Annotated in this window: 15 protein-coding genes and 1 pseudogene; 9 read left to right on the forward strand and 7 right to left on the reverse strand. The window is 44.7% G+C overall.

Annotated elements, in window-relative coordinates; genetic code table 11:
* Nucleotides 1-49: 49 nt before the first annotated feature.
* Nucleotides 50-1,354, forward strand: coding sequence for an AAA family ATPase (locus RIC07_RS12955; RefSeq protein WP_446394901.1), 1,305 nt, complete (start codon nucleotides 50-52; stop codon nucleotides 1,352-1,354).
* Nucleotides 1,355-1,384: 30 nt separating this feature from the next.
* Here the strand turns inward: RIC07_RS12955 and RIC07_RS12960 are convergent, their stop codons facing one another.
* From RIC07_RS12960 to RIC07_RS12975, 4 genes are all read right to left on the reverse strand, one after another.
* Nucleotides 1,385-3,475, reverse strand: a complete 2,091-nt coding sequence (locus RIC07_RS12960) for a SpoIIE family protein phosphatase (RefSeq protein ID WP_446394902.1) — start codon at nucleotides 3,473-3,475, stop codon at nucleotides 1,385-1,387.
* Between the two features lie 102 nt (nucleotides 3,476-3,577).
* On the reverse strand, nucleotides 3,578-4,681 hold the full coding sequence (locus RIC07_RS12965; RefSeq protein ID WP_446376062.1) for a TRAP transporter substrate-binding protein: 1,104 nt from the start codon (nucleotides 4,679-4,681) through the stop codon (nucleotides 3,578-3,580).
* A gap of 132 nt (nucleotides 4,682-4,813) precedes the next feature.
* Entirely contained in the window at nucleotides 4,814-5,863 is a 1,050-nt protein-coding gene (locus RIC07_RS12970) for a DUF1611 domain-containing protein (RefSeq protein WP_446394903.1), read from the reverse strand.
* Nucleotides 5,847-6,920, reverse strand: coding sequence for a dipeptide epimerase (locus RIC07_RS12975; protein ID WP_446394910.1), 1,074 nt, complete (start codon nucleotides 6,918-6,920; stop codon nucleotides 5,847-5,849). Before RIC07_RS12975 ends, RIC07_RS12970 begins: the two co-directional genes overlap by 17 nt.
* Nucleotides 6,921-7,275: 355 nt before the next feature.
* On the opposite strand from RIC07_RS12975, the gene RIC07_RS12980 reads away from it, so the two are divergent.
* Nucleotides 7,276-8,406, forward strand: a complete 1,131-nt coding sequence (locus tag RIC07_RS12980) for an AAA family ATPase (RefSeq protein ID WP_446394904.1) — start codon at nucleotides 7,276-7,278, stop codon at nucleotides 8,404-8,406.
* Nucleotides 8,400-9,188, forward strand: a complete 789-nt coding sequence (locus tag RIC07_RS12985; RefSeq protein ID WP_446394905.1) for a DUF3226 domain-containing protein — start codon at nucleotides 8,400-8,402, stop codon at nucleotides 9,186-9,188. Before RIC07_RS12980 ends, RIC07_RS12985 begins: the two co-directional genes overlap by 7 nt.
* A 288-nt stretch (nucleotides 9,189-9,476) precedes the next feature.
* Here RIC07_RS12985 and RIC07_RS12990 read toward each other — a convergent pair whose 3' ends face one another.
* Nucleotides 9,477-9,818 (reverse strand): histidine triad nucleotide-binding protein, encoded by a 342-nt coding sequence (locus RIC07_RS12990; protein ID WP_446376068.1) that lies wholly within the window; start codon nucleotides 9,816-9,818, stop codon nucleotides 9,477-9,479.
* Between the two features lie 192 nt (nucleotides 9,819-10,010).
* Between RIC07_RS12990 and ebsA the strand changes: the two genes are divergently transcribed.
* The 4 genes and pseudogenes from ebsA to rbsK all read left to right on the forward strand — a co-directional run bounded on the left by ebsA (nucleotide 10,011) and on the right by rbsK (nucleotide 12,996).
* Nucleotides 10,011-10,382 carry a type IV pilus biogenesis protein EbsA gene (ebsA, locus tag RIC07_RS12995; RefSeq protein WP_446376070.1) on the forward strand — a complete coding sequence of 124 codons (372 nt, stop codon included), beginning with the start codon at nucleotides 10,011-10,013 and terminating at the stop codon, nucleotides 10,380-10,382.
* Between the two features lie 38 nt (nucleotides 10,383-10,420).
* Nucleotides 10,421-11,512 carry a phosphotransacetylase family protein gene (locus RIC07_RS13000; protein ID WP_446376072.1) on the forward strand — a complete coding sequence of 364 codons (1,092 nt, stop codon included), beginning with the start codon at nucleotides 10,421-10,423 and terminating at the stop codon, nucleotides 11,510-11,512.
* Nucleotides 11,513-11,644: 132 nt separating this feature from the next.
* A pseudogene (locus RIC07_RS13005) lies at nucleotides 11,645-11,836 on the forward strand (ATP-binding protein); the annotation flags it as partial.
* A 236-nt stretch (nucleotides 11,837-12,072) separates the two neighbouring features.
* The gene (gene rbsK, locus RIC07_RS13010) at nucleotides 12,073-12,996 is read left to right on the forward strand and encodes a ribokinase (RefSeq protein WP_446394906.1); all 924 of its coding nucleotides are present in this window, start codon (nucleotides 12,073-12,075) and stop codon (nucleotides 12,994-12,996) included.
* A 47-nt stretch (nucleotides 12,997-13,043) separates the two neighbouring features.
* On the opposite strand, the gene RIC07_RS13015 is transcribed toward rbsK, so the two are convergent.
* Together RIC07_RS13015 and thrC are read right to left on the reverse strand one after the other, a co-directional pair.
* Entirely contained in the window at nucleotides 13,044-13,319 is a 276-nt protein-coding gene (locus RIC07_RS13015) for a MoaD/ThiS family protein (RefSeq protein ID WP_446342542.1), read from the reverse strand.
* 288 nt (nucleotides 13,320-13,607) lie between these two features.
* Nucleotides 13,608-14,921, reverse strand: coding sequence for a threonine synthase (thrC, locus tag RIC07_RS13020; protein WP_446394907.1), 1,314 nt, complete (start codon nucleotides 14,919-14,921; stop codon nucleotides 13,608-13,610).
* Nucleotides 14,922-15,232: 311 nt separating this feature from the next.
* On the opposite strand from thrC, the gene RIC07_RS13025 reads away from it, so the two are divergent.
* Nucleotides 15,233-19,000, forward strand: a complete 3,768-nt coding sequence (locus RIC07_RS13025) for a WD40 domain-containing protein (protein WP_446394908.1) — start codon at nucleotides 15,233-15,235, stop codon at nucleotides 18,998-19,000.
* Nucleotides 19,001-19,126: 126 nt separating this feature from the next.
* A complete protein-coding gene (locus RIC07_RS13030; RefSeq protein WP_446394909.1) occupies nucleotides 19,127-19,636 on the forward strand; it encodes a diguanylate cyclase in 510 nt (169 codons plus the stop codon).
* Nucleotides 19,637-19,782 lie beyond the last annotated feature (146 nt).

Here is a 19,782-nt window from a genome sequence, read left to right on the forward strand (position 1 = left end):
ATGGCGATTGCTGCTATATTTGGGAAAATACAGATTTGCTACAAATAAAATGAATCAACCAATTCTTCAGTTTCTGGCAGCAAAAAATTATAAAAATCTACAATTATATCAGTCGAACTATCTCAATAATCTTAACGTCTTTATCGGTTCAAATGGTTCAGGAAAAAGTAATTTTATTAGTTGCTTGGAGTTCTTGAAAAATTGCCTAACAACTATTCCTGATGAAAGTCGAGGGGTTAGTAGTTTTGAAAATGCCGTTGCCCAAATGGGTGGGAATAAAATTTTAGCTGGGAACCTGGATAGTCCGGCTAAAGTCAGCCTTGCCTACTGTTTTGCCAATCTTTCACAGACCAGTACTACACATAGACAAAATGGAATCCTTGATTTAAAGCTTTATATTGATCGGAACAACCCCAAAGTCAGTATTTCCGAAGAATATCTATACGGTGGAGCTGATTTACATGAATCAGCATCAAGTTCACCGTTTTATTATTATAAATTTCATCACCAAGAAGTCGGCAAAGGGGTTGTCTCTGTTTATGATGAACCCGCTCAATCTAAAACACATTTTGAAAGATTAGAAAAAATTTCGGCGAAGGATTTAGGACTTGCTTCTTTGCCAAAACTGCTTGAATATAGCCAACATTCTCCGGAAAAAACTCCCGTCTATAGAATCAGAAGAGAATTAGTTGAATTTATTTCAAGATGGCAGTTTTACAACGCCAATAATATGGATTTACATCAAATCAGACTGGCAGAACCGAAAATAGGTGGGAGTGATATTTACTTATCTTCATCCGGTAATAATTTGCCGTTAGTATTGCACAACTTAAGTCAAAAAAATATTGATTTTGAGGATAGTATTAATGTAGCAATGAAATCAATCTTGCCAAAAACTCGGCGGCTGAGATCTATACATTCTGGTCGCTTATCTCTCACTGTCGAATGGTACTTTGATGGCATAGACGAACCATTCTACCTGAATGAAATGTCAGATGGAACCGTGAGAATGCTATGTTGGGCAATTCTTTTACATTCTCCCATGCTTCCTTCGTTGCTAGTCATTGATGAACCTGAATTAGGATTACATGTATCCTGGATGCAAATTTTAGCGGAGTGGATTAAGAAAGCGTCCCAAAAAACTCAAATCATTATTACAACACATAGTCCGGATCTTTTGGATCATTTTACTGATTGTTTAGAGAACGTGCTTTGTTTTTACTCAGAAAATAAAACCCATTTTTCAATGAAGTCTCTTTCTCAAGAAATGCTAGAACAAAAACTTGAACAAGGATGGCAATTAGGTGATCTCTATCGGGTTGGCGATCCCAGTATTGGAGGATGGCCGTGGTAGTATGGGTTTTCGCTGGAGGTAGTATGTCATTTATTGTTGTTTCAGCACTAGCAATGTAATATCATCAAACACTTTCTGCTGACCAATGTGTCGCCGTACATCATCAATCACCGCCTGCTTAATCTCCTCCGCCGACTTTTGCCAATTTTGACTCACCACCTGACAAAGCTTTTCTATCCCATACTGAATCCGGTTTATATTTTCAGCTTCGGTAATCCCATCGGTATAAAGGACAATCCCATCACCCGGATTGAGTGGTACGAGAGTATGACGAATAAATTCGGAAATTTCATACTCCAAACCAATGGGAAACCCTAAATCTAGGGTGTCAATGCGTTCTATTTTGCCACCCTTTCGCACCACAATAGTTTCTTCATGTTGACCACTTATGCTGACTTGACCTTGGGCATAATTAAGAATCGCTAATGTCAAATTTTTGTCCGAGTTCATCCGTTTAACATTCTTATAAATAGTCCGATTAAGCGTATCCAGGAATCGAATCGGATCAGTTTCGCGAATTTCTTTAAGCGTGCGGACACCCATTTGAGTCATTAGCATTAAAATACCACTTTCGAGTCCGTGTCCGGTAACATCACCGATACCAATAGTGACAACACCGTCACTGTAGAGTACATCATAATAATCACCACCCACTTCATCTGCGGGTTCCATAAATCCAGCAATATCGAGTCCTTCAATACATTGGAGTTCCTCGGCTTTGGGTAGAATTAGATGCTGCATTTGACGGACAATATCCAGTTGAGCGCTCATGCGGAGGTTTTCGGTTTTCAGCTTCTGATTGAGCGCCTGAATTTCTTGATTCGCTGTCGCGAGTTGGGCGGTGCGTTCGGTGACTTTATCTTCTAAGGTGACAAAGGCGTGCTGAAGTTGTCCTGACATACGGTTAAACGAGTCAGCGAGTTCCCCCACTTCATCGGTTGAATTAACCGCCGCTTTAACACTCAAATCCCCATCTTGGAGACGGCGGGTCACGTCTGTCAGTCGTTTAATCGGTTCCGCAATTTGTCGGCGTAACCAAAATGCCATAGCGATGGCAAGGATTAAGGCAAAAATTCCCCAAATTAGTGTTTGCCATTGCGCTTGATTGAGACTGCGATTGGCTTTTTTTAATTCCTGAGCTAGCATCAATTGCTGAGCGGTAACAATTTGATCAAGCTGGCTCAACATATCTTCGGCTAGCGGTTCAGCTTGGGTTTTCAGTAAGAATAATTCTTGGCGATAGCGGTCACTTTCAACAATTTCAAACATTCGTGGGGGTAAACGAAAGAATTCAGTACGTCTGTTGGCGATTTCATCAAAGCTGGTGCGCTGTTTAGCCGTCAAAAATTGCTGTTTTGCTACTAACTCTTGCCAAGCATTTTGGTTGGCTTGAGCCAGAGCATTGTACTCAAAGCGAAAGGAAGGAGAACGAGTGACTAAGTAGCTTTGTAAGGCAGAGATGAGGAGAGCAAAACTACTTTGAAACTCAGCCATATCCCGGAGGAGAGCCGTGTTAGTAGCGGAAGGCGATCGCGTCTGTTGATCATCGAGCATTTCTTCTATCTCTCGCTGAATAATAATAATCGGTTTTTTCCCTTGGCTATCCAAGAGTTTTAAGGCGGGTTGATTTTCCAGCAAGTCATCTCGCAAGGCGATTAGCTGATCGGGAAGTTCCGACCAAATCTGATACGTTTGTTTCAGTTTACCGACGCGATCGCGAATATCAGAGGCGGAGTGGTTCGCCAGCGCCTCCATTTGGGCTAAATCGGCTTCAAAGTTCTGTCTCGATTCCTGGTAGCGGTAGCGGTACTCCGGATCTCCCGTTGCTACATAAGCTCGCACCTGGGATAACATTTTCAGCAAATTTGCCTGGGCTTGGGCGGAGGCGAGGACAGTCGGAACTCGTGTATTCTGGGTTCGATTGATATTGACTTGAGCCTCTCGCCCCCCCAAATAATTTCGCCCAATCACCAGAAACGTCATCACAATTAAAATACCAAAGGCAATATTTAATTTTTGTCCAATTTTCCGATTACGCAGCTTAACAGCTAGTTTCCGACGGTTAGCTTGAAATCGATGATTGAGTAGTTTAGATTTAAAAGCATTCAGCCTGAAACTCACCGTATTAACCTCGCCCCATGTAATCGGGTTGAACTGATACCGAGTTTAAACTTTATAGTTTAGCACCTTTTACCCGAATCAATCCCGACTAAATCATTAATTTTAGCTAAAATCTTTAGGTACAAACTGCTCCAAACTCAATTCATTGATCCGATTCCACTGATAAATCTTACGGCGAAACGCTTTCCATTTATTATATACCTCTCTAAAGATTATATCTTGACGAGCATTTTCTTCCAAAAGGTCAACACTCACTTGATAAGCCGTTTGTAATATCTCTTGACTGTAGGATTTTAATTGGGTTCCACCCTCAACTAACCGTTTCAGCGCCTCCCCATTCGCCGCATCCAAGGCGGCTAACATCGTCAAACTCGTTTCCGTCGCCGCCGCTTGCAAAATTTGCTGATAGGCTTTCGGTAACGTTTGCCATTGCTGGCGACTCACGAGAATATCTTCACTCGCGCCCGGTTCCCACCAGCCTGGATAATAGTAATAGCGAGCCACACGGTGCAATCCTAGCTTCTCATCATCATGAGGATTGCGCCATTCGGCTGCCTCAATTCTACCCGTCTTTAGCGCCGCCAAAATTTCATCGCCCCCTAAGATAATCACTTTCGCCCCAAAACGGCTGAGAATTTGCGCTCCCCATCCAGGAATGCGAATTTTTAGTTCTTTAAAGTCAGTTGAACTATTCATTTCTTTGTTGAACCATCCGCCCATTTGGATACCCACAGCACCAGCCGGGAATGCAATAATGCCAAAGTCAGCATAGAGCTGATGCATAATCTCTAAACCCCCCCCATAATGTAGCCAAGCATTCTGTTGGTACGTTGTTAGTCCAAAGGGAACAGAAATGCTAAAGATTAAGGTGGGATTTTTGTCCAGATAGTAAAGAGCGGTTGTATGCCCGCACTCAACCGTTCCCGCTTTAACCGCATCAAACACCTGTAGTGGGGGAACAATTTCACCCGCCGGATAGGGAATAATCACAAACCGTCCATTCGTCGCCACCTTCACTCGTTGACAAAGTTCTTCCACCGCGCCAAAGGTAATATCACTTTTGAGCCAACTGGTTGCCATGCGCCATTGAATCGTGGGTTGCGTTGGTGTAGAAGCCTCAGGTTGAGGAGTACTTTGAGTTGAGGCTACTGTGGTGAACCCTGCTGTTCCTAGCACAGCATTTTTGCAGAAGTTTCGGCGCTTCATCGTTAGAATACCCATTGAGTTTAAATGGAATGGTACTTACTTAAGCACTAAAGTTCTGACTACAAACCTCAGTTTTGCCAGTAAGATAGATTTCATGAGGATGTAACTCTAATCCACCAAATAGGGAAAATATTATAACGTTCCCATTACAGCATCAACCAATAAATCTGCCCCAAATCGCACCACATCCGTACAAGGTAAACCTGCCTCATCCTGAACCTGGGCGATCGCGTCTTGTGCTTCCTCATCTCTCAAATGCCCCGTATTTAAGGCAATTGCCACGACTGGAATTGGTGCAAATGCCCCTCCCGCCCTAGCCACAGTTTCATAGAGGTGAATCACCTCCGGTAACGGTGGAATCATTACATCCTGACAATGGCGAATATGAGTTTGTCCAGCGCGATGAACTACTATTAACCCTGTCGGTTGTGTGCCTCGAATTAGGGGTAAGGTTGCCGTAGAACCGGGATGAATCAGTGACCCCTGTCCTTCTATGATTAACAACTCATAATCATTACCAAATTTCATCACTATTTGTTCAACCGCACCCGCCGCAAAATCAACTCGAATCGCATCTAAAGGAATACCATCTCCAGCAATCATTAACCCTGCTTGACCCGTTGCCAAAAACTTAGACTTGATTCCCTTTCGACAAGCGGCGCGATGGAACTCAATACTGGTAGACATTTTGCCCACACTCATATCCGTCCCCACGGTTAAAATCCGTTGACAAGAGAGCGATCGCGCTTGGGCTTTGCCAATCCCTAAATCCTGGGGTTCCTGACGAATATCCCAAATTTCTTGATTCGGTTGGAGTAATTCCTGTAATTCGGGATCAGATGCCATGGGCGTATGCAAACCGTTATAAACTGAAAGTCCCGCCGCAATTCCCTGCTTAACTTCTTGCCTCCAAACCTCTGGCAACCGTCCCCCCGATGGGGCAATTCCAATGGCTAATATAGTCGGATTGTAGGCGAGGGCGGAACTCACTGAATCCACAATCGGCGCATTACAGTTAATTCCAGTTAATTCAGATAAAGACTCTCCAGCACAATCTTTGTCAATCACCGCCACCACCGTTGCTTCCCCATACCGTAGCAGCGTTAATCCGGTTTTGCCGTGATCGCCGCGAATCCCTTCATGTAATAAAATAGCGACGCGCTGATCACTTGTCAGATACATGGCGTTGCACTCCCAATCCTGATAAATTATTTGGTATCAATCGTCCATCTTGCAGTGTCGCCCCAGTGAAGGGATCGTCAGCTAAGTTCAAATGGCTGTCTAAATCCAGATAATCGGCGAAAGAGGATAAATGAGAGGCGGCGGTATTGGCGAGGGTACTATCGGAATAGCAGCCATACATCACCTGTAATCCACAGGCTTTGGCGGTATGTACCATCCGCAAGGCTTCGGTTAATCCACCGGATTTCATTAGTTTGATATTAATCCCATGAATGCAATCCGCCAGAGGTGGAATATCCGCACTGGTAAAGCAACTTTCATCCACAAAAATCGGTACAGGCGATCGCGAATACAGGTGAGGTAAATCCGCCTCTTGTCCGGCGGGAAGGGGTTGTTCGACGTATTTGACACCTTGTTTGGCTAACCAGTCGCACATTTTTATCGCATCATCTACACTCCAACCGCCATTCGCATCAACGGTTAACTGGGCTTGGGGGGCGACATCTCGGATAGCTAATAGCATTTCGCGATCGGCTTCAATTCCGTCAGGGGAACCGAGTTTAATTTTAAGCACATTGCCCCCAGTAATCGGTATCCAATTTCGCACTCGTTGTTTTGCGGCTTCAGGTGTACCAATTCCTACCGTGGCGGAAATTGGCACAATCCGGTGGCGATTGCATCCCCACAATTTCCATAAGGGAACACCTAAGTGTTTTCCTAACCAATCCTGTAATGCGATATCAATCGCCGCCCTAGCCGCCGATGGTGCATCCGCATCTGCCAAGACTCGTTCGATTTTCTGGCGTTCCCAGGGGGTATAGGTTTCTAATGTCGGTATCACTAACTCCAGTGCATCCAACAACATCTGAGTCGTTTGGGGAGGTTTAGTTAAGGGATGGGATGGAGTCGCGATCGCAAAGGGAGAGGCTTCACCCCAACCCTCTATCCCCTGATGTTCTAGCCGCACCCAGATATTGGTGCTTTGGGAGGTTGTACCGCGACTAATGGTTAATGGGAATCGCTTGTGAACAGTAAAAGGTTCTAGGCTAAGGCGCATAATCCAAGGGTGGTTTGGGGAAAAGTAAACCCATACTAGGTTATGGTACTGGAATTTCCTGATCTCAACCGGAAGCCGATGGGGTAACGGGCTTAAAGCTTGGCTTGACAGCGCTTCAGGTAAATCTGTAGGGTGAGGAGAGTGAAGTAACGCACTACTCACCGTTAAAGACTTGGGTGGAATAGATTTTACGGTTAAATCGGGCGCAAGCCTTGCGCCCCTAAAGGTTCTGAATGGAAGCGTTATCCATCAAATTCAGTGTGTTACGCCATTACACAAAACCTATTACAACGGGTGCAAGATATCAGTTGGACTTGGTACAATTGACCCATTATACTGTGTTGGTCTGTTGTTGATGCTTCACATTAAAAATCTTACTATTCATAAATTCCGGGGGCTGCGCGATTTGAATTTGCAGAACCTGGGACGGATTAATTTGCTTGTTGGCATTAACAACTCAGGCAAAACCAGTGTTTTAGAAGCCATTTCCACCTATTGCTGTCCGTTAGATCCACTGGAGTGGCTAAATACGGCAAGGCGGCGAGAAATTAAATCGTCTCGTAAACCTAAGCTGGATGCACTCAAATGGTTGTTTCCTCATCACAATAATCAAGATGAGATTATTGACTTTTACCAAGGGGAGACCTATCTATCTGGTGATGGCATTTTTCCCGTCAAGGAATCTAGGGCTATCTATCAAGAGATAGAAGGAGTAGGAGAGTCGGAATATCTAGAGGACGAGTCTAACGTTTCTGAAGACGAGCTAGAGCTTGAAAATACCTCAATCAAGCGCGGTGCTTCTATAGAGCTAAAAGCTCACTTAAACGATGATTTGAAGGATCTCAACTCCGAACCTGATCGAATAGAGACGTTTCAAGTGTGGGAACATAAGCCTTTCATTCAAAAAAACCGAAATGATCTAAGACTTCCAGTCAGTACAGTAACCCCATTTTCTCATCGCATTGAAACCTTACAAGTGGAGTTGCTATCAGAAGCGACGCTTCACCGATTTAAGTCGGAAGTGATTAAATCAATTCAAACTATAGATTCAGGAATTATTGATTTACAGAATCTGCCTCGTCCAGGAGTTAGCTCCATCGTTTATATTGATCACAAACAATTAGGTCTTGCACCATTGAGTGCTTTCGGTGATGGTGTCCGTCGCCTGCTATTCATAGCCTTGACTCTGGCAAAGATAAGAGGGGGTATTCTCCTGATTGATGAGTTAGAAACAGCGATCCATACCGAAGCACTCCAGGAATCATTTTCTTGGCTAGTTCAGTGGTGCAGAGAAATGGATGTACAACTTTTTGCCACAACTCACAGTCTTGATGCTATTGACGCGCTATTGGCTGCTACTGAAGCCGAAGCGGATCTCGTTGTCTATCGCCTAGAACCAAAGGACTCGATAACTCAAGCACTGCGACTTGATTGGCATCGTCTGCAAAGGCTGCGGGAGGGGTTAGGACAGGAGGTACGATGGTGAACTATGCCATCATAGGTGTTGAAGGCTCACACGATCAAGCATTTGTGGGCAAAGGACTTAAACTTTTAGGGTTTAAAGACTTTAGAAAAGAATGTAACGGTTTGGAGTCAGAGTTAGATCCGTTCTGGCGCAAATTTATCCCTACCTATCCCAAAAAAGGAAACTTATACAAGCGTCTTGATATGCCCTCTATCCTGTTTACGGAGTCTCTTTCCGTAGCTGTCTATGCAGGTGAAGGCAGTAATCTGGTAACCAATTTAGATGATATTATCTGCAACAACCTTGAGTATCAAACCAATCTTGCCGCCTTAGGGATTGTTGCTGATGCTGATAAAAAGTCTCCTGATGCAGTAGTAAACGATTATTCTGATTGCTTCCAGACTTATTTTCCCAATTTCCCCATACAACCTGGTGAAGTAGACACAACAAATACACCACGAACAGGAATCTATGTTTTGCCAGATAATCGTTCTCAGGGTGTGTTAGACACCTTACTTTGCCATTGTGGAGAAATTGCTTATCCGGCGTGGATGGAGAGATCACGCTCCTATCTGGCTCAATTTTCTGAGGAGGAGAGGAGAGCTTTTAAGTGCAAGTGGAAACCTTTCGATGAGGATAAAGCTTTAGTCGCTGCAATTGTCAGTATTCTTAAACCCGGAAAGACAAATACAGTGAGTATTTCAGATAATAATTGGGTTAGCGCAGAGACTCAAGTACAGGTTCCGACTCTTGCCAATTTCCTAAATTTTTTGAGGAGACTTTTATCCCTAAGCGAATTCTGATCGGAAATTGATATTTTGACTCCTAATAAACACTTTCTAGGACAGAGGGTTGAAAAGAGGGCGACCCGAGTCTATTTAGTGGACTGGAGTTGTTAATTAGTGCAAGCGGGTCGCCCCTACACGAAGACTAACGGTCTTTGTTCCTTGTATCACGGATGATACCAATACCCAAATCACTGTCCAGTCTAGCTAATGTTCTATTTTGTCACGTTATTCAAAGAATCTTTACGAAATTATCTTTCTGCACCCCTCCGCCCCTCCGCACCTCCACCCCCCACACCCCAACTTTTAACCGGGGGGCCAGTCCATCTGGCGTCCGCCTAAAATGTGTAAATGTAGATGATCCACGGTTTGACCGCCATCAGCACCGTTGTTGATCACCACCCGATACCCTTGATTCAAACCCACTTGTTCAGCCACTCGCTTGGCGGTTAACAGCAGATGCCCCATAAGGGCGTGATCGTGGGACTCCGCTGCCGCTAGCTGGGGAATCGGTTGTTTGGGAATGAGCAGAATATGAACGGGGGCTTTGGGTGCAACATCCTTGAAGGCTAGGACTAGATCATCCTCATACACAATATCAGCCGGGATTTCCCGACGGATAATCTTGCTAAAGATTGTCTCACTCATGGCTTATCGCGGTTTTAGTCTAAATGCTTGATTAGAAAGTAGCATACAGGAACCAAAACCACCTAAGATCGAGGTAGAGTAAACAATTTGGGAGAAACCTCTCTAATTCAACCGCATCGGTTTTCTATAATTTATTAGCCTTCAACGAGAGTGCATGGCATTCTCACTATTGGAACAAGACGTTAGTCAGCTATGTCTATCGAGAAACTTCAGCCTGCTGAAAAAGCCGCCGTCGGTGTCTACATGCCTTATTATCAAGGCGCTAAGCGCAATGCTCTCCCTCTGGCGATTAGTCTGTATCAACAGGGATCGTTAGAAGGAAATCGCCGTATTGAAGGCGGTGAGAGCATTCCCTTTGTGGCAACCTGGTTTGTCTCTAAACTCCCTTCAGAACCCACTCGCTGCCGATTACAGTTTGACGGCAATGCGGAACTGAGTTATGAGGTAACGTTGCCGAATTCTGAATTTATTAACTACTTAATCGAAGTGATTTTGAATTTCAAGCGTACCCGCTTGACGGATTTTTCCCAGACGTTTTATCGCAAACTACTACGTGACGAGTAAACTCAAGTGGCATTTTGAACAGAGGAGCGAAATTAGGGGTGACAAAATCCGTGAATTATTTACTAATCGGATCAACTGAAGCATATAGTGGCAAGTCCGCCATCATTCTGGGCATCGCCCATCAGCTTAAAAGTAAAGGACTGGATATTGGTTATGGTAAGCTTTTAGGCTGTACTGAGTATGTGAATCAACTGAATCGGGAAGGCGATGATGTGCAGTTTATTCCGTCTATCCTAGATCTACCAGAAAAACGGGTGCGATCTCCTCTACTCTATCTGGATGATCAGACGATGCAGAAACGCTTGCGGGGTGAGGATTCGACCAATTATCGTGCATCGCTGAAGTCCTATCTCCAGCCGCCAATTGGTGATTTAATGGTACTCGAAGGACCGAGTACCCTGTTTGAAGGCAATTTATTTGACCTCTCGTTGCTGAACATTGCTCAGGAAATAGAGGCTTCAATTATATTAGTCAGCCGTTTTCATTCAGTATTACTGGTGGAAACGCTGCTATCTGCCAAAAACCAACTGGGCGATCGCTTACGGGGAGTTGTGATTAATGCGGTTCCGGCAGATCAACTGGAAATCGTCCAATCCACTGTTCAACCGTTTCTAGAGGCGCAAGGTATTCCCGTATTAGGGATTCTACCTCAAAACGATTTACTCCGCAGCGTTACGGTGCGAGAATTGATTCATCAACTCGATGCTCAAGTGCTTTGCCGTCCGGATCGGATAGATTTATTGGTTCAAAGTTTGACCATTGGCGCGATGAATGTCAACTCTGCCCTAAAATATTTCCGCAAAGGCAAGCACATGGCAGTCGTCACCGGAGGCGATCGCACGGATATCCAAATGGCAGCACTGGAAACATCTACCCACTGTCTGATTTTAACAGGGCAAATACCACCCCAACCGTTAATTGTCAACCGGGCTGAAGAACTAGAAATCCCTATCTTATCTGTGGATCTCGATACCCTGACAACGGTGGAAATTATCGATCGCGCTTTTGGTCAAGTACGCCTGCGCGAATCCATTAAAGCCCAGTGCATCCAACAGCTTATGGGAGAACATTTTGATAGTGAACGGTTGATGAATCTATTGGGTTTAGAAGCGGCTGTGTCAACGCATTAAGACTTCATCATTTGTCATTTGTCTTTAGTTTTTAGTCATGAATCTGTCTACCTTGATACGGCAGATTTTTTGTTTGAATCTTGAATTTTAAATTGGCTGGATTAATGGTTACCCATCACTGAATAGACTCTCATGAGGTTAGATTTAGAACGATTTTTTGCGGCGTGTAATCCCAGCAAAACTCTAAACATGAAAAATGCTGAGGATAACAAGTATTACATCGAATTTGCTGGAGTGCGGGGTGGTAAGGCAATTGAAGCCCTAAAACGAACGATCGCACGGCTATCACCTAACGAACCCACCTGTCAATTATTCACCGGACATAAACTGTTAATCTTGATATTGGCACTCCAGAGTAATTTCCGGTTCGATGCGATACTTTGTTAAGGGCGCAAGCCTTGCGCCCCTACATTCATTTGCATTAACGAACGCTATTCACTCAAATCGGATACTATTCAACCAACTCCTTGAAAGAAACAGCTTAACCTGAGATCCTCCAACAGCAGTGATCAAAGACCGTGCGATCGCGCTACTCTGAAGTGGCGTTCTTATGTTTTGCTATGAACTCGATCCTGGTTTTCGGTAGCATCAACATCGATTTAGTCACCAAAACGCCTCGTTTACCTGTCGCGGGTGAAACTCTACAAGGATCTGAGTTTTTTACCGCCCCTGGGGGGAAAGGGGCAAATCAAGCCGTCGCCGCCGCCAGACTGGGAATGATGACTCACTTGGTTGGGCGCTTGGGAGATGATGCATTTGCCCATCAACTGCTGGCAAGTTTACAAGCCGCAGGTGTGCAAACAGATAAAATTTTGCGGGATACTTCAGCAAGTTCCGGTGTGGCGGTGATTTTGGTTGATGAAGCGGGTGAAAATCAGATTGTGATTACAGCAGGTGCCAATGGACAACTCAATCAAACCGATGTGGCACGTCTTAAACCCCTCTTACCCACAGCCACCGCGCTACTGATGCAGCTAGAAATTCCCCTGATTACCGTTGTTGAAGCGGCTAGAACTGCCCATGATGCAGGGGTTCCGGTCATTCTTGATCCAGCACCTGCCCAGGATATTCCACTTGAACTGTATACCCTGGTTGATATTATGACTCCCAATCAGATAGAAGCCAGTCAGTTGGTGGGTTTTGCTGTGGATAGTCTGGAAACAGCCCAGAAAGCCGCGCCTATCCTTCAGCAACGAGGTGTGAAGACTGTCATTCTGACATTGGGGAACCAAGGCGTTTACTGTAGCACCCCATCTGAACGCTTTTTTATACCAGCATTTCCAGTTCAAGTTGTTGATACTACGGCGGCGGGTGATGCGTTTAATGGCGCATTAGCTGTGGCGTTGGCAGAGGGATTACCGATACAGGAAGCCGTTGTTTGGGGTGCAGCAGCCGGGGCAATTTCGGTGACTCAAGCCGGGGCGCAGCCTTCGCTACCAAATCGCGAAGTATTGGAACAGTTTTTCATCGATGTAGAGACGTAGCATGCTACGTCTCTACACAAGATTCGTGGCGTTGTTTTTCGTTCAGATTAACCACCAGCCACAGCAGGGACAATGCTGACTTCATCGCCATCGCTGAGTTGGGTATTTGTGCCATCGAGAAAGCGAATATCTTCGCTATTGACGTAGAAGTTTAAAAAGCGACGCGGCTTCCCTTGATCATCACACAAGCGCCCTTTAATTCCAGGACAACTAATTTCGAGGGAGTCCAAAAGTTCAGCGACATTGCCAGCGCTGCATTCAATCATTGCTTTATTGTCAGTGAATTTCTGGAGGGTGGTAGGAATTAAAACTTTTACAGCCATAGATTTGGAATCAGTGATTAATGGGTAGATGTTCGAGATGTTTCCAAGTAGAGATATAGGGAAACAACTTAAGGTGATAAGCAATACTGGTCAGCTTTTGGGCTGTGTACTCGCACTTTTTGCCTCCCTTCTTCTACCCAAGCCGGGTTAACTACCCCCTTCATGAGTAGAGACAAGGCAACAGGCTTTCATCGGCTAAGGGATAAAGGGGGTTCCTGTCGTCGGATTTGGTATTACTCCCCTCTCCCAAGCTTGGGAGAGGGGCTGGGGGTGAGGGTTGTCAACGTATTAAACCAAAACTTGTTGCCATTCTAAACGGTCAAGGGTATGCGCCCGTTCTAATGCTCGCTCAAAACTGTCTAATTTGGGTTCAATGGTGAGGGGTTCTCCAATATATCCTTGAACTGCTTCTTGGGTTTTGAGTCCATTCCCGGTGATATAGGCAACAGTGGTTTCATCCGGGTTAATTTTTCCAGCTTCCACCAATTTTTTGAGAACGGCAATTGTTGTACCGCCAGCGGTTTCGGTAAAGATACCTTCAGTTTCAGCCAGCAGTTTCATCCCTTCGATAATTTCGGCGTCGGTGACGGATTCAATATTACCGTTGGTTTTCTGGGCGATCTCTAGGGCGTAAATGCCATCAGCAGGATTTCCGATCGCGATCGACTTAGCAATTGTACTCGGTTTTACCGGAGTCACAAAATCCCGTCCTTCCCGGAAGGCTTGGGCAATGGGAGAACAGCCTTCGGCTTGTGCGCCACTGAAGCGCACCGCTTTATCCGCTACTAAGCCAGTTTTGACGAACTCTTGGAAACCTTTATAAATTTTTGTGAACAGAGAACCGGAAGCCAAGGGCGACACAATATGATCCGGTAGCTGCCAACCCAGTTGTTCGGCGACTTCAAAGCCCAGAGTTTTTGAGCCTTCTGAATAATAAGGACGCAAGTTAATGTTGACAAATCCCCAACCATGGGTATTGGCAACCTCACAACAGAGGCGGTTGACCTGATCATAGTTGCCTTCTACTGCCATTACGGTGGGGTTGTAGATTAATGTACCTAAGACTTTCCCCGCTTCTAAGTCAGCCGGAATAAATACACAACAATCTAAGCCCGCGTGTGCCGCGATCGCAGCGGTAGAATTAGCTAAGTTCCCTGTACTGGCACAAGATACGGTAGAAAATCCTAATTCTCTAGCTCTAGTGAGGGCTACAGATACCACCCGATCCTTGAAACTCAAGGTGGGCATATTTACAGCATCATTTTTAATATAAAGATTTTTTAGACCCAGGCGGCGGGCGAGACGATGGGATTTGACTAGAGGTGTCATCCCTGTCCCCACATCAATAGGATTATCGGTAGCTACGGGTAGGAAGGAACGATAGCGCCAAATTGAATTCGGACCTGACTGAATCGTCTCACGGGTGACATGGCGGCGCAGGGCGTCGTAGTCATACGTGACTTCCAACGGACCAAAGCAGAACTCGCAAACGTGGATGGGTTGGAGTTCATATTCAGCACCACACTCTTTACAAGTGAGGTTTTTGAATGTAGCAGAGGTGCTGGATGTATTGGATGTATGGGGGATGGTTGCCTGGGTCATGATGTGGTCTCTCTCTAGTTCGTCAACGTTTTGCTGATAGTAGCACAGCCCAAAACCACCGTCAAACATACCCGACTTTTTTTGTCGGGATTGATTTTGTGGAAAGGAAGCTGGGTAATATGGGGGAGATGAGGGAGATTATGTAGGAGCGGGTTTCACTACTATTGTTTGAAATGGTGCGTTACGCTTCGCTAACGCACCCTACGCACCCTACATACGAATGACAAATGACGAATGACGAATGACGAATGACGAATGACAAATGACAAATGACGAATGACAAATGACGAATGACAAATGACGAATGACAAATGACGAACACTTCCCTTTATCAAGTCGGTGGGAGTCTACACAAAGATGCTCCCACCTATGTTCAACGAAAAGCCGATCGCGAACTGTATCATGCTCTAAAACAGGGTGAGTTTTGCTATGTTCTCAACTGTCGGCAAATGGGAAAATCGTCTCTATTAGTTCAAACCCACCATCGCTTGCAAGAAGAAGGATTCCAATGTGCCACGCTTGATATGACCATGATAGGTTCGGAAACGATTACGCCTGATCAGTGGTATAAGGGATTAGTTCTGGATTTAACTCGCAAATTTAAACTGTTTAAAACGGTTAATCTAAAAAAATGGTGGCAGGAGCAAGAAGATATTTCGTTGCCTCAACGATTTAATAAATTTATCAGCGAAATCCTTTTAACTCAATTCCCCAACCAAAATATAATTATATTTATCGATGAGATTGATAGTATTTTAAGCTTGAATTTTCCTATTGATGACTTTTTCGCACTAATTCGGTTTTGTTATAATCAACGTAGTCTAGAATCGGACTACAATCGCCTCACCTTTGCCATCTTTGGTGTAGCCACACCTAGCGATTTAATTGCCGACAAAAAGCGCACGCCATTTAATATTGGCAAAGCCATAGAACTGCAAGGCTTTCAACTGGACGAAGCCCAACCCTTAACCCAAGGATTCAGCCAACAATTTGCTAAACCTGAAGCCATTATTAAAGAAATATTAGCCTGGACAGGAGGACAACCTTTTTTAACCCAAAAGCTATGTCAACTGGTGCTAGACGTGGCGCAAAATACAGTGAGAGATAATCTAAAAATTCCACCGGGTACTGAAGCCTTTTGGGTTGAATCCGTGGTACGCGATCGCATCATTCGCCATTGGGAATCTCAGGATGAACCAGAACACCTACGCACTGTTCGCGATCGCCTGTTGAGAAACGAAGCACGGGCAGGTAGATTACTGGGTATTTATCAGCAAATTTTACAGGAGATTGACATCGAAGCCGATGATAGTCGTGAACAAACAGAATTACTTTTATCAGGTTTAGTCGTCAAAGAACAAGGACTATTAAAGCTAAAAAATTGCATTTATCCAGCCGTTTTTAACCTGGACTGGGTTGAGAAACAATTAAACCATCTGCGTCCTTACTCTCAAACCTTGGCAGCTTGGGTGGAATCTCAATTTGCTGATTCATCACGACTCTTGCGGGGACAGGCTTTAAAAGATGCCCAAACTTGGTCTCAGGGCAAAAGTTTGAGTGACTTAGACTATCAATTCTTAGCCGCCAGCCAAATCTGCGATCGCAATGAGGTACAACAGCAGATAGAAGCCGAACGCATCAAGGAAGTGGAAGCCCGACTAGCCGCTGAACGTCAGATAGCGAAAAAGCAACGATTACTGTTGATAACTGTTGCGGCAATGTTAATTATCGTCAGTGGATTAGCCGGGGCAATTCTGGTACAAAACCGCAGGTTAGCGATTAGTGAAATTGAGGCAATTACTACGTCTTCAGAAGCACTATTTGCCCTCGATCAACGATTAGAGGCATTAATCGCCGCCCTGCGAGCCAAACAGAAATTACAAGCTTTAGGTAGAGTGGATATCCAGACAAAAGATTCGGTTGAAAACGTGCTACGAAAGGCAGTGTATGGCGTCAGGGAACATAATCGCCTCTCTGGTCATCACCAGCAAGTCCATGATGTAACATTTAGTCCTGATGGTTCAATGATTGCTTCAGCAGGTGACGATAAAACGATTAAGCTTTGGCAACCTGATGGAACGTTATTAAGGACAATTAAGGGACATAGCGATACCGTCAAAAGCGTAGCCTTTAGCCCAGATAGTCAACTTATTGCTTCAGCAAGTAAGGATAAAACCGTGAAACTGTGGCGGCGCGATGGCACATTAGTAGCTACACTTAATGGGCATACTAATCAGGTGAATAGTATCACCTTTAGTCCGAATGGTCAGATGTTGCTGTCTGGGAGTGATGATCAGACAATAAGACTTTGGAAAATTGATCGGACTTGTATGAATTTAGCAGACAAGGTAGATGAGGGAGATGAGGGCGGGTTTAGTAACATTAGGGTGACAACAAATGATCAGCGTGAAACCCGCCCCTACACAAAATTTAAAATCATGCCATCGAGGATTGCAAAGGGTCAAAACCATTCCCTCGAACGAATTGAAGGAGCGCCCAATCCCCAAGAATGCTTTGTTTCTAGAATTATCAAAGGGCATCGCGGAGAAGTTCGCAGTGTAGTCTTTAGTCCTGATGGTCAATACTTTGCCTCTGCTAGTTGGGATGACACTATCAAACTTTGGACGCCTAATGGAACGTTACTGAAAACTCTCAAAGGTCATCAGGGTGGGGTCAATGATGTAACTGTTAGTCCCAATAGTCAAATTTTGGCTTCAAGTTCGATAGATGGAACCGTCAAACTCTGGCAACCTGATGGACTATTACTGAGAACGTTAACCGGACATACGGATGGAGTTTTTGGTTTAGCATTTAGTTCCGATAGTCAAACCCTTGCTTCTGTAAGTTGGGATCAAACTGTTAGACTGTGGCAAACAGATGGAACTGAACTCAGTGTTTTGAAAGGGCATCAAAATGGACTCTGGGCGGTGGCATTTAGCCCCGATGGTCAAATGTTGGCGTCTGCGAGTTTGGATGGTACAATTAAACTTTGGACGCAAGAAAAAAGCTTATTAACCTTTCTCCAAGGACATCAAGATGCGGTTTGGGGTGTTGATTTCAGTCCAGATAGTCAAACTCTGGTTTCCGGGAGTTGGGATGGTGCGATCAAACTCTGGCGACGTGATGGTCAGGTGTTAGCGTCTTTTAAGGGGCATGATGACGCCGTGTTAGATGTTGCTGTTGCTCCGCCAGTGAAGGCTAATTTTCCCTCTGAAAATGGTCTTGTGAAGCAGAAAGAAAAGAATCAAGGCAATAGCGAGATTATTGAATCACTGCCAACCAATGAGCTAATAATTGCCTCAGCGAGTGTAGATAAAACGATTAAAATTTGGCAGGGTGATGGGACTTTATTGAAAACCTTACGGGGACATAGCAGCAGAGTTTACGGTGTAGAATTTAGCCCAGAGGGTCAGTTACTTGCCTCTGCTAGTACCGATAATACCATCAAACTTTGGACGCGGGAGGGGAAATTACTCAAAACTTTAACCGGACATCGTGATGTAGTTTTTGACGTGGTATTTAGCCCAGATGGTCAATTGATCGCCTCTGGAAGTCAAGATAAAACGATTAAACTTTGGACAAGGGAGGGCATCTTGTTGAACACCTTAACCGGACATGGTGATAGTATTCTTGGCTTAGCCTTTAGTCCCGATAGTCAGCGCCTTGCTTCCGCGAGTTGGGACAATACGATTAAACTTTGGACAAGGGATGGTACATTACTAGCCACCCTAGACGGGCATCGCGATCGCGTCAACGATATTGCATTTAGTCCCGATGGGCAACTTCTGGCGTCTGCGGGTTTAGATAAGACGGTTAAACTGTGGCGCAAGGACGGTACACTGCTAGTCACGTTAGAAGCCCATAGCGATCGCATCTACGATATCGCCTTTAGTCCCGATGGTCGCACCCTTGCCTCTGCTAGTGTAGACAAAAGCGTAATTTTGTGGGATTTAGAGCGTATCATTGACCTGAATCAGGTTTGGGCGTTTGGTTGCGATTGGGTACAGGACTATCTGCGGACAAATGTCAAAGTTAAGGAACAGGATAAAAAAGTTTGTGACAACCTTAGTAACCCTTAACGCCGCAGGCGTTTAAGTAGGTGGGGACAATTAAAGTTAAATTTCATCTAGACTAGCTATATATTTTTTATCAATACAGTGTGGTCATTCAGAACAACAAACTTATAACTTTATCACTTCTACAATATGGATACTCTGACCAAGCTGGCTAATCGCCGTTATTTTGACCAACAACTTGAACAAGAGTGGCATCATTTAAATGTCGAACAGTCTCCTCTATCCTTAATTTTGTGTGATATCGATTGTTTCAAAACCTACAACGAAATCTATGGCATAGCAGCGGGTGATGAGTGTTTGCGACGCATTGCCGATTGCCTACGTCGCTGTGTTAAGCGGACAACAGATATCGTCGCACGTTATGGGGGAGAAGAATTTGCGATTCTTTTACCGCATACTAATGCTATGGGAGCTTTTCAAGTAGCAGAAAAGATGCGAGAGAAAATCAAATCCCAAGGCATTGAATTTAAACCGCCTGACACGTTCAATTTACCCGCGTCTGTTGTCACCGTTAGTTTTGGCGTTGCCAGTCTGGTTGACCCCCATACTGACATCGATGCCTTAATTATGGCGGCAAATCAAGCTCTTTATCTATCGAAACAGCAAGGACGCGATCGCGTTACCCTCAGTTCAGTATAAGTTTCAACCGCTTCTAAAAACCTAGACAAACCTACCCACAAGTAATTCTGTCTTGGTATAAGTCCACGGTGTAACTTTTGGTCGATAACCGTTAACGCTTACACTTGGCTGATACCCGGCATTGTTGCTCGATATCAGCCTTAACC

This window comes from Coleofasciculus sp. E1-EBD-02, from assembly GCF_040218245.1.
Classification (GTDB): domain Bacteria; phylum Cyanobacteriota; class Cyanobacteriia; order Cyanobacteriales; family Coleofasciculaceae; genus Coleofasciculus.

What these genes read in the sequence shown, in the direction of transcription:
- RIC07_RS12955 (WP_446394901.1), top strand. Translation starts at nt 50, where the DNA reads ATGAATCAACCAATTCTTCAGTTTCTGGCAGCAAAAAATTATAAAAAT.
- RIC07_RS12965 (WP_446376062.1), bottom strand. Translation starts at nt 4,681, where the DNA reads ATGAAGCGCCGAAACTTCTGCAAAAATGCTGTGCTAGGAACAGCAGGG.
- RIC07_RS12970 (WP_446394903.1), bottom strand. Translation starts at nt 5,863, where the DNA reads ATGTATCTGACAAGTGATCAGCGCGTCGCTATTTTATTACATGAAGGG.
- RIC07_RS12975 (WP_446394910.1), bottom strand. Translation starts at nt 6,920, where the DNA reads ATGCGCCTTAGCCTAGAACCTTTTACTGTTCACAAGCGATTCCCATTA.
- RIC07_RS12980 (WP_446394904.1), top strand. Translation starts at nt 7,276, where the DNA reads ATGCTTCACATTAAAAATCTTACTATTCATAAATTCCGGGGGCTGCGC.
- RIC07_RS12985 (WP_446394905.1), top strand. Translation starts at nt 8,400, where the DNA reads ATGGTGAACTATGCCATCATAGGTGTTGAAGGCTCACACGATCAAGCA.
- RIC07_RS12990 (WP_446376068.1), bottom strand. Translation starts at nt 9,818, where the DNA reads ATGAGTGAGACAATCTTTAGCAAGATTATCCGTCGGGAAATCCCGGCT.
- ebsA (WP_446376070.1), top strand. Translation starts at nt 10,011, where the DNA reads ATGTCTATCGAGAAACTTCAGCCTGCTGAAAAAGCCGCCGTCGGTGTC.
- rbsK (WP_446394906.1), top strand. Translation starts at nt 12,073, where the DNA reads ATGAACTCGATCCTGGTTTTCGGTAGCATCAACATCGATTTAGTCACC.
- RIC07_RS13015 (WP_446342542.1), bottom strand. Translation starts at nt 13,319, where the DNA reads ATGGCTGTAAAAGTTTTAATTCCTACCACCCTCCAGAAATTCACTGAC.
- thrC (WP_446394907.1), bottom strand. Translation starts at nt 14,921, where the DNA reads ATGACCCAGGCAACCATCCCCCATACATCCAATACATCCAGCACCTCT.
- RIC07_RS13025 (WP_446394908.1), top strand. Translation starts at nt 15,233, where the DNA reads ATGACGAACACTTCCCTTTATCAAGTCGGTGGGAGTCTACACAAAGAT.
- RIC07_RS13030 (WP_446394909.1), top strand. Translation starts at nt 19,127, where the DNA reads ATGGATACTCTGACCAAGCTGGCTAATCGCCGTTATTTTGACCAACAA.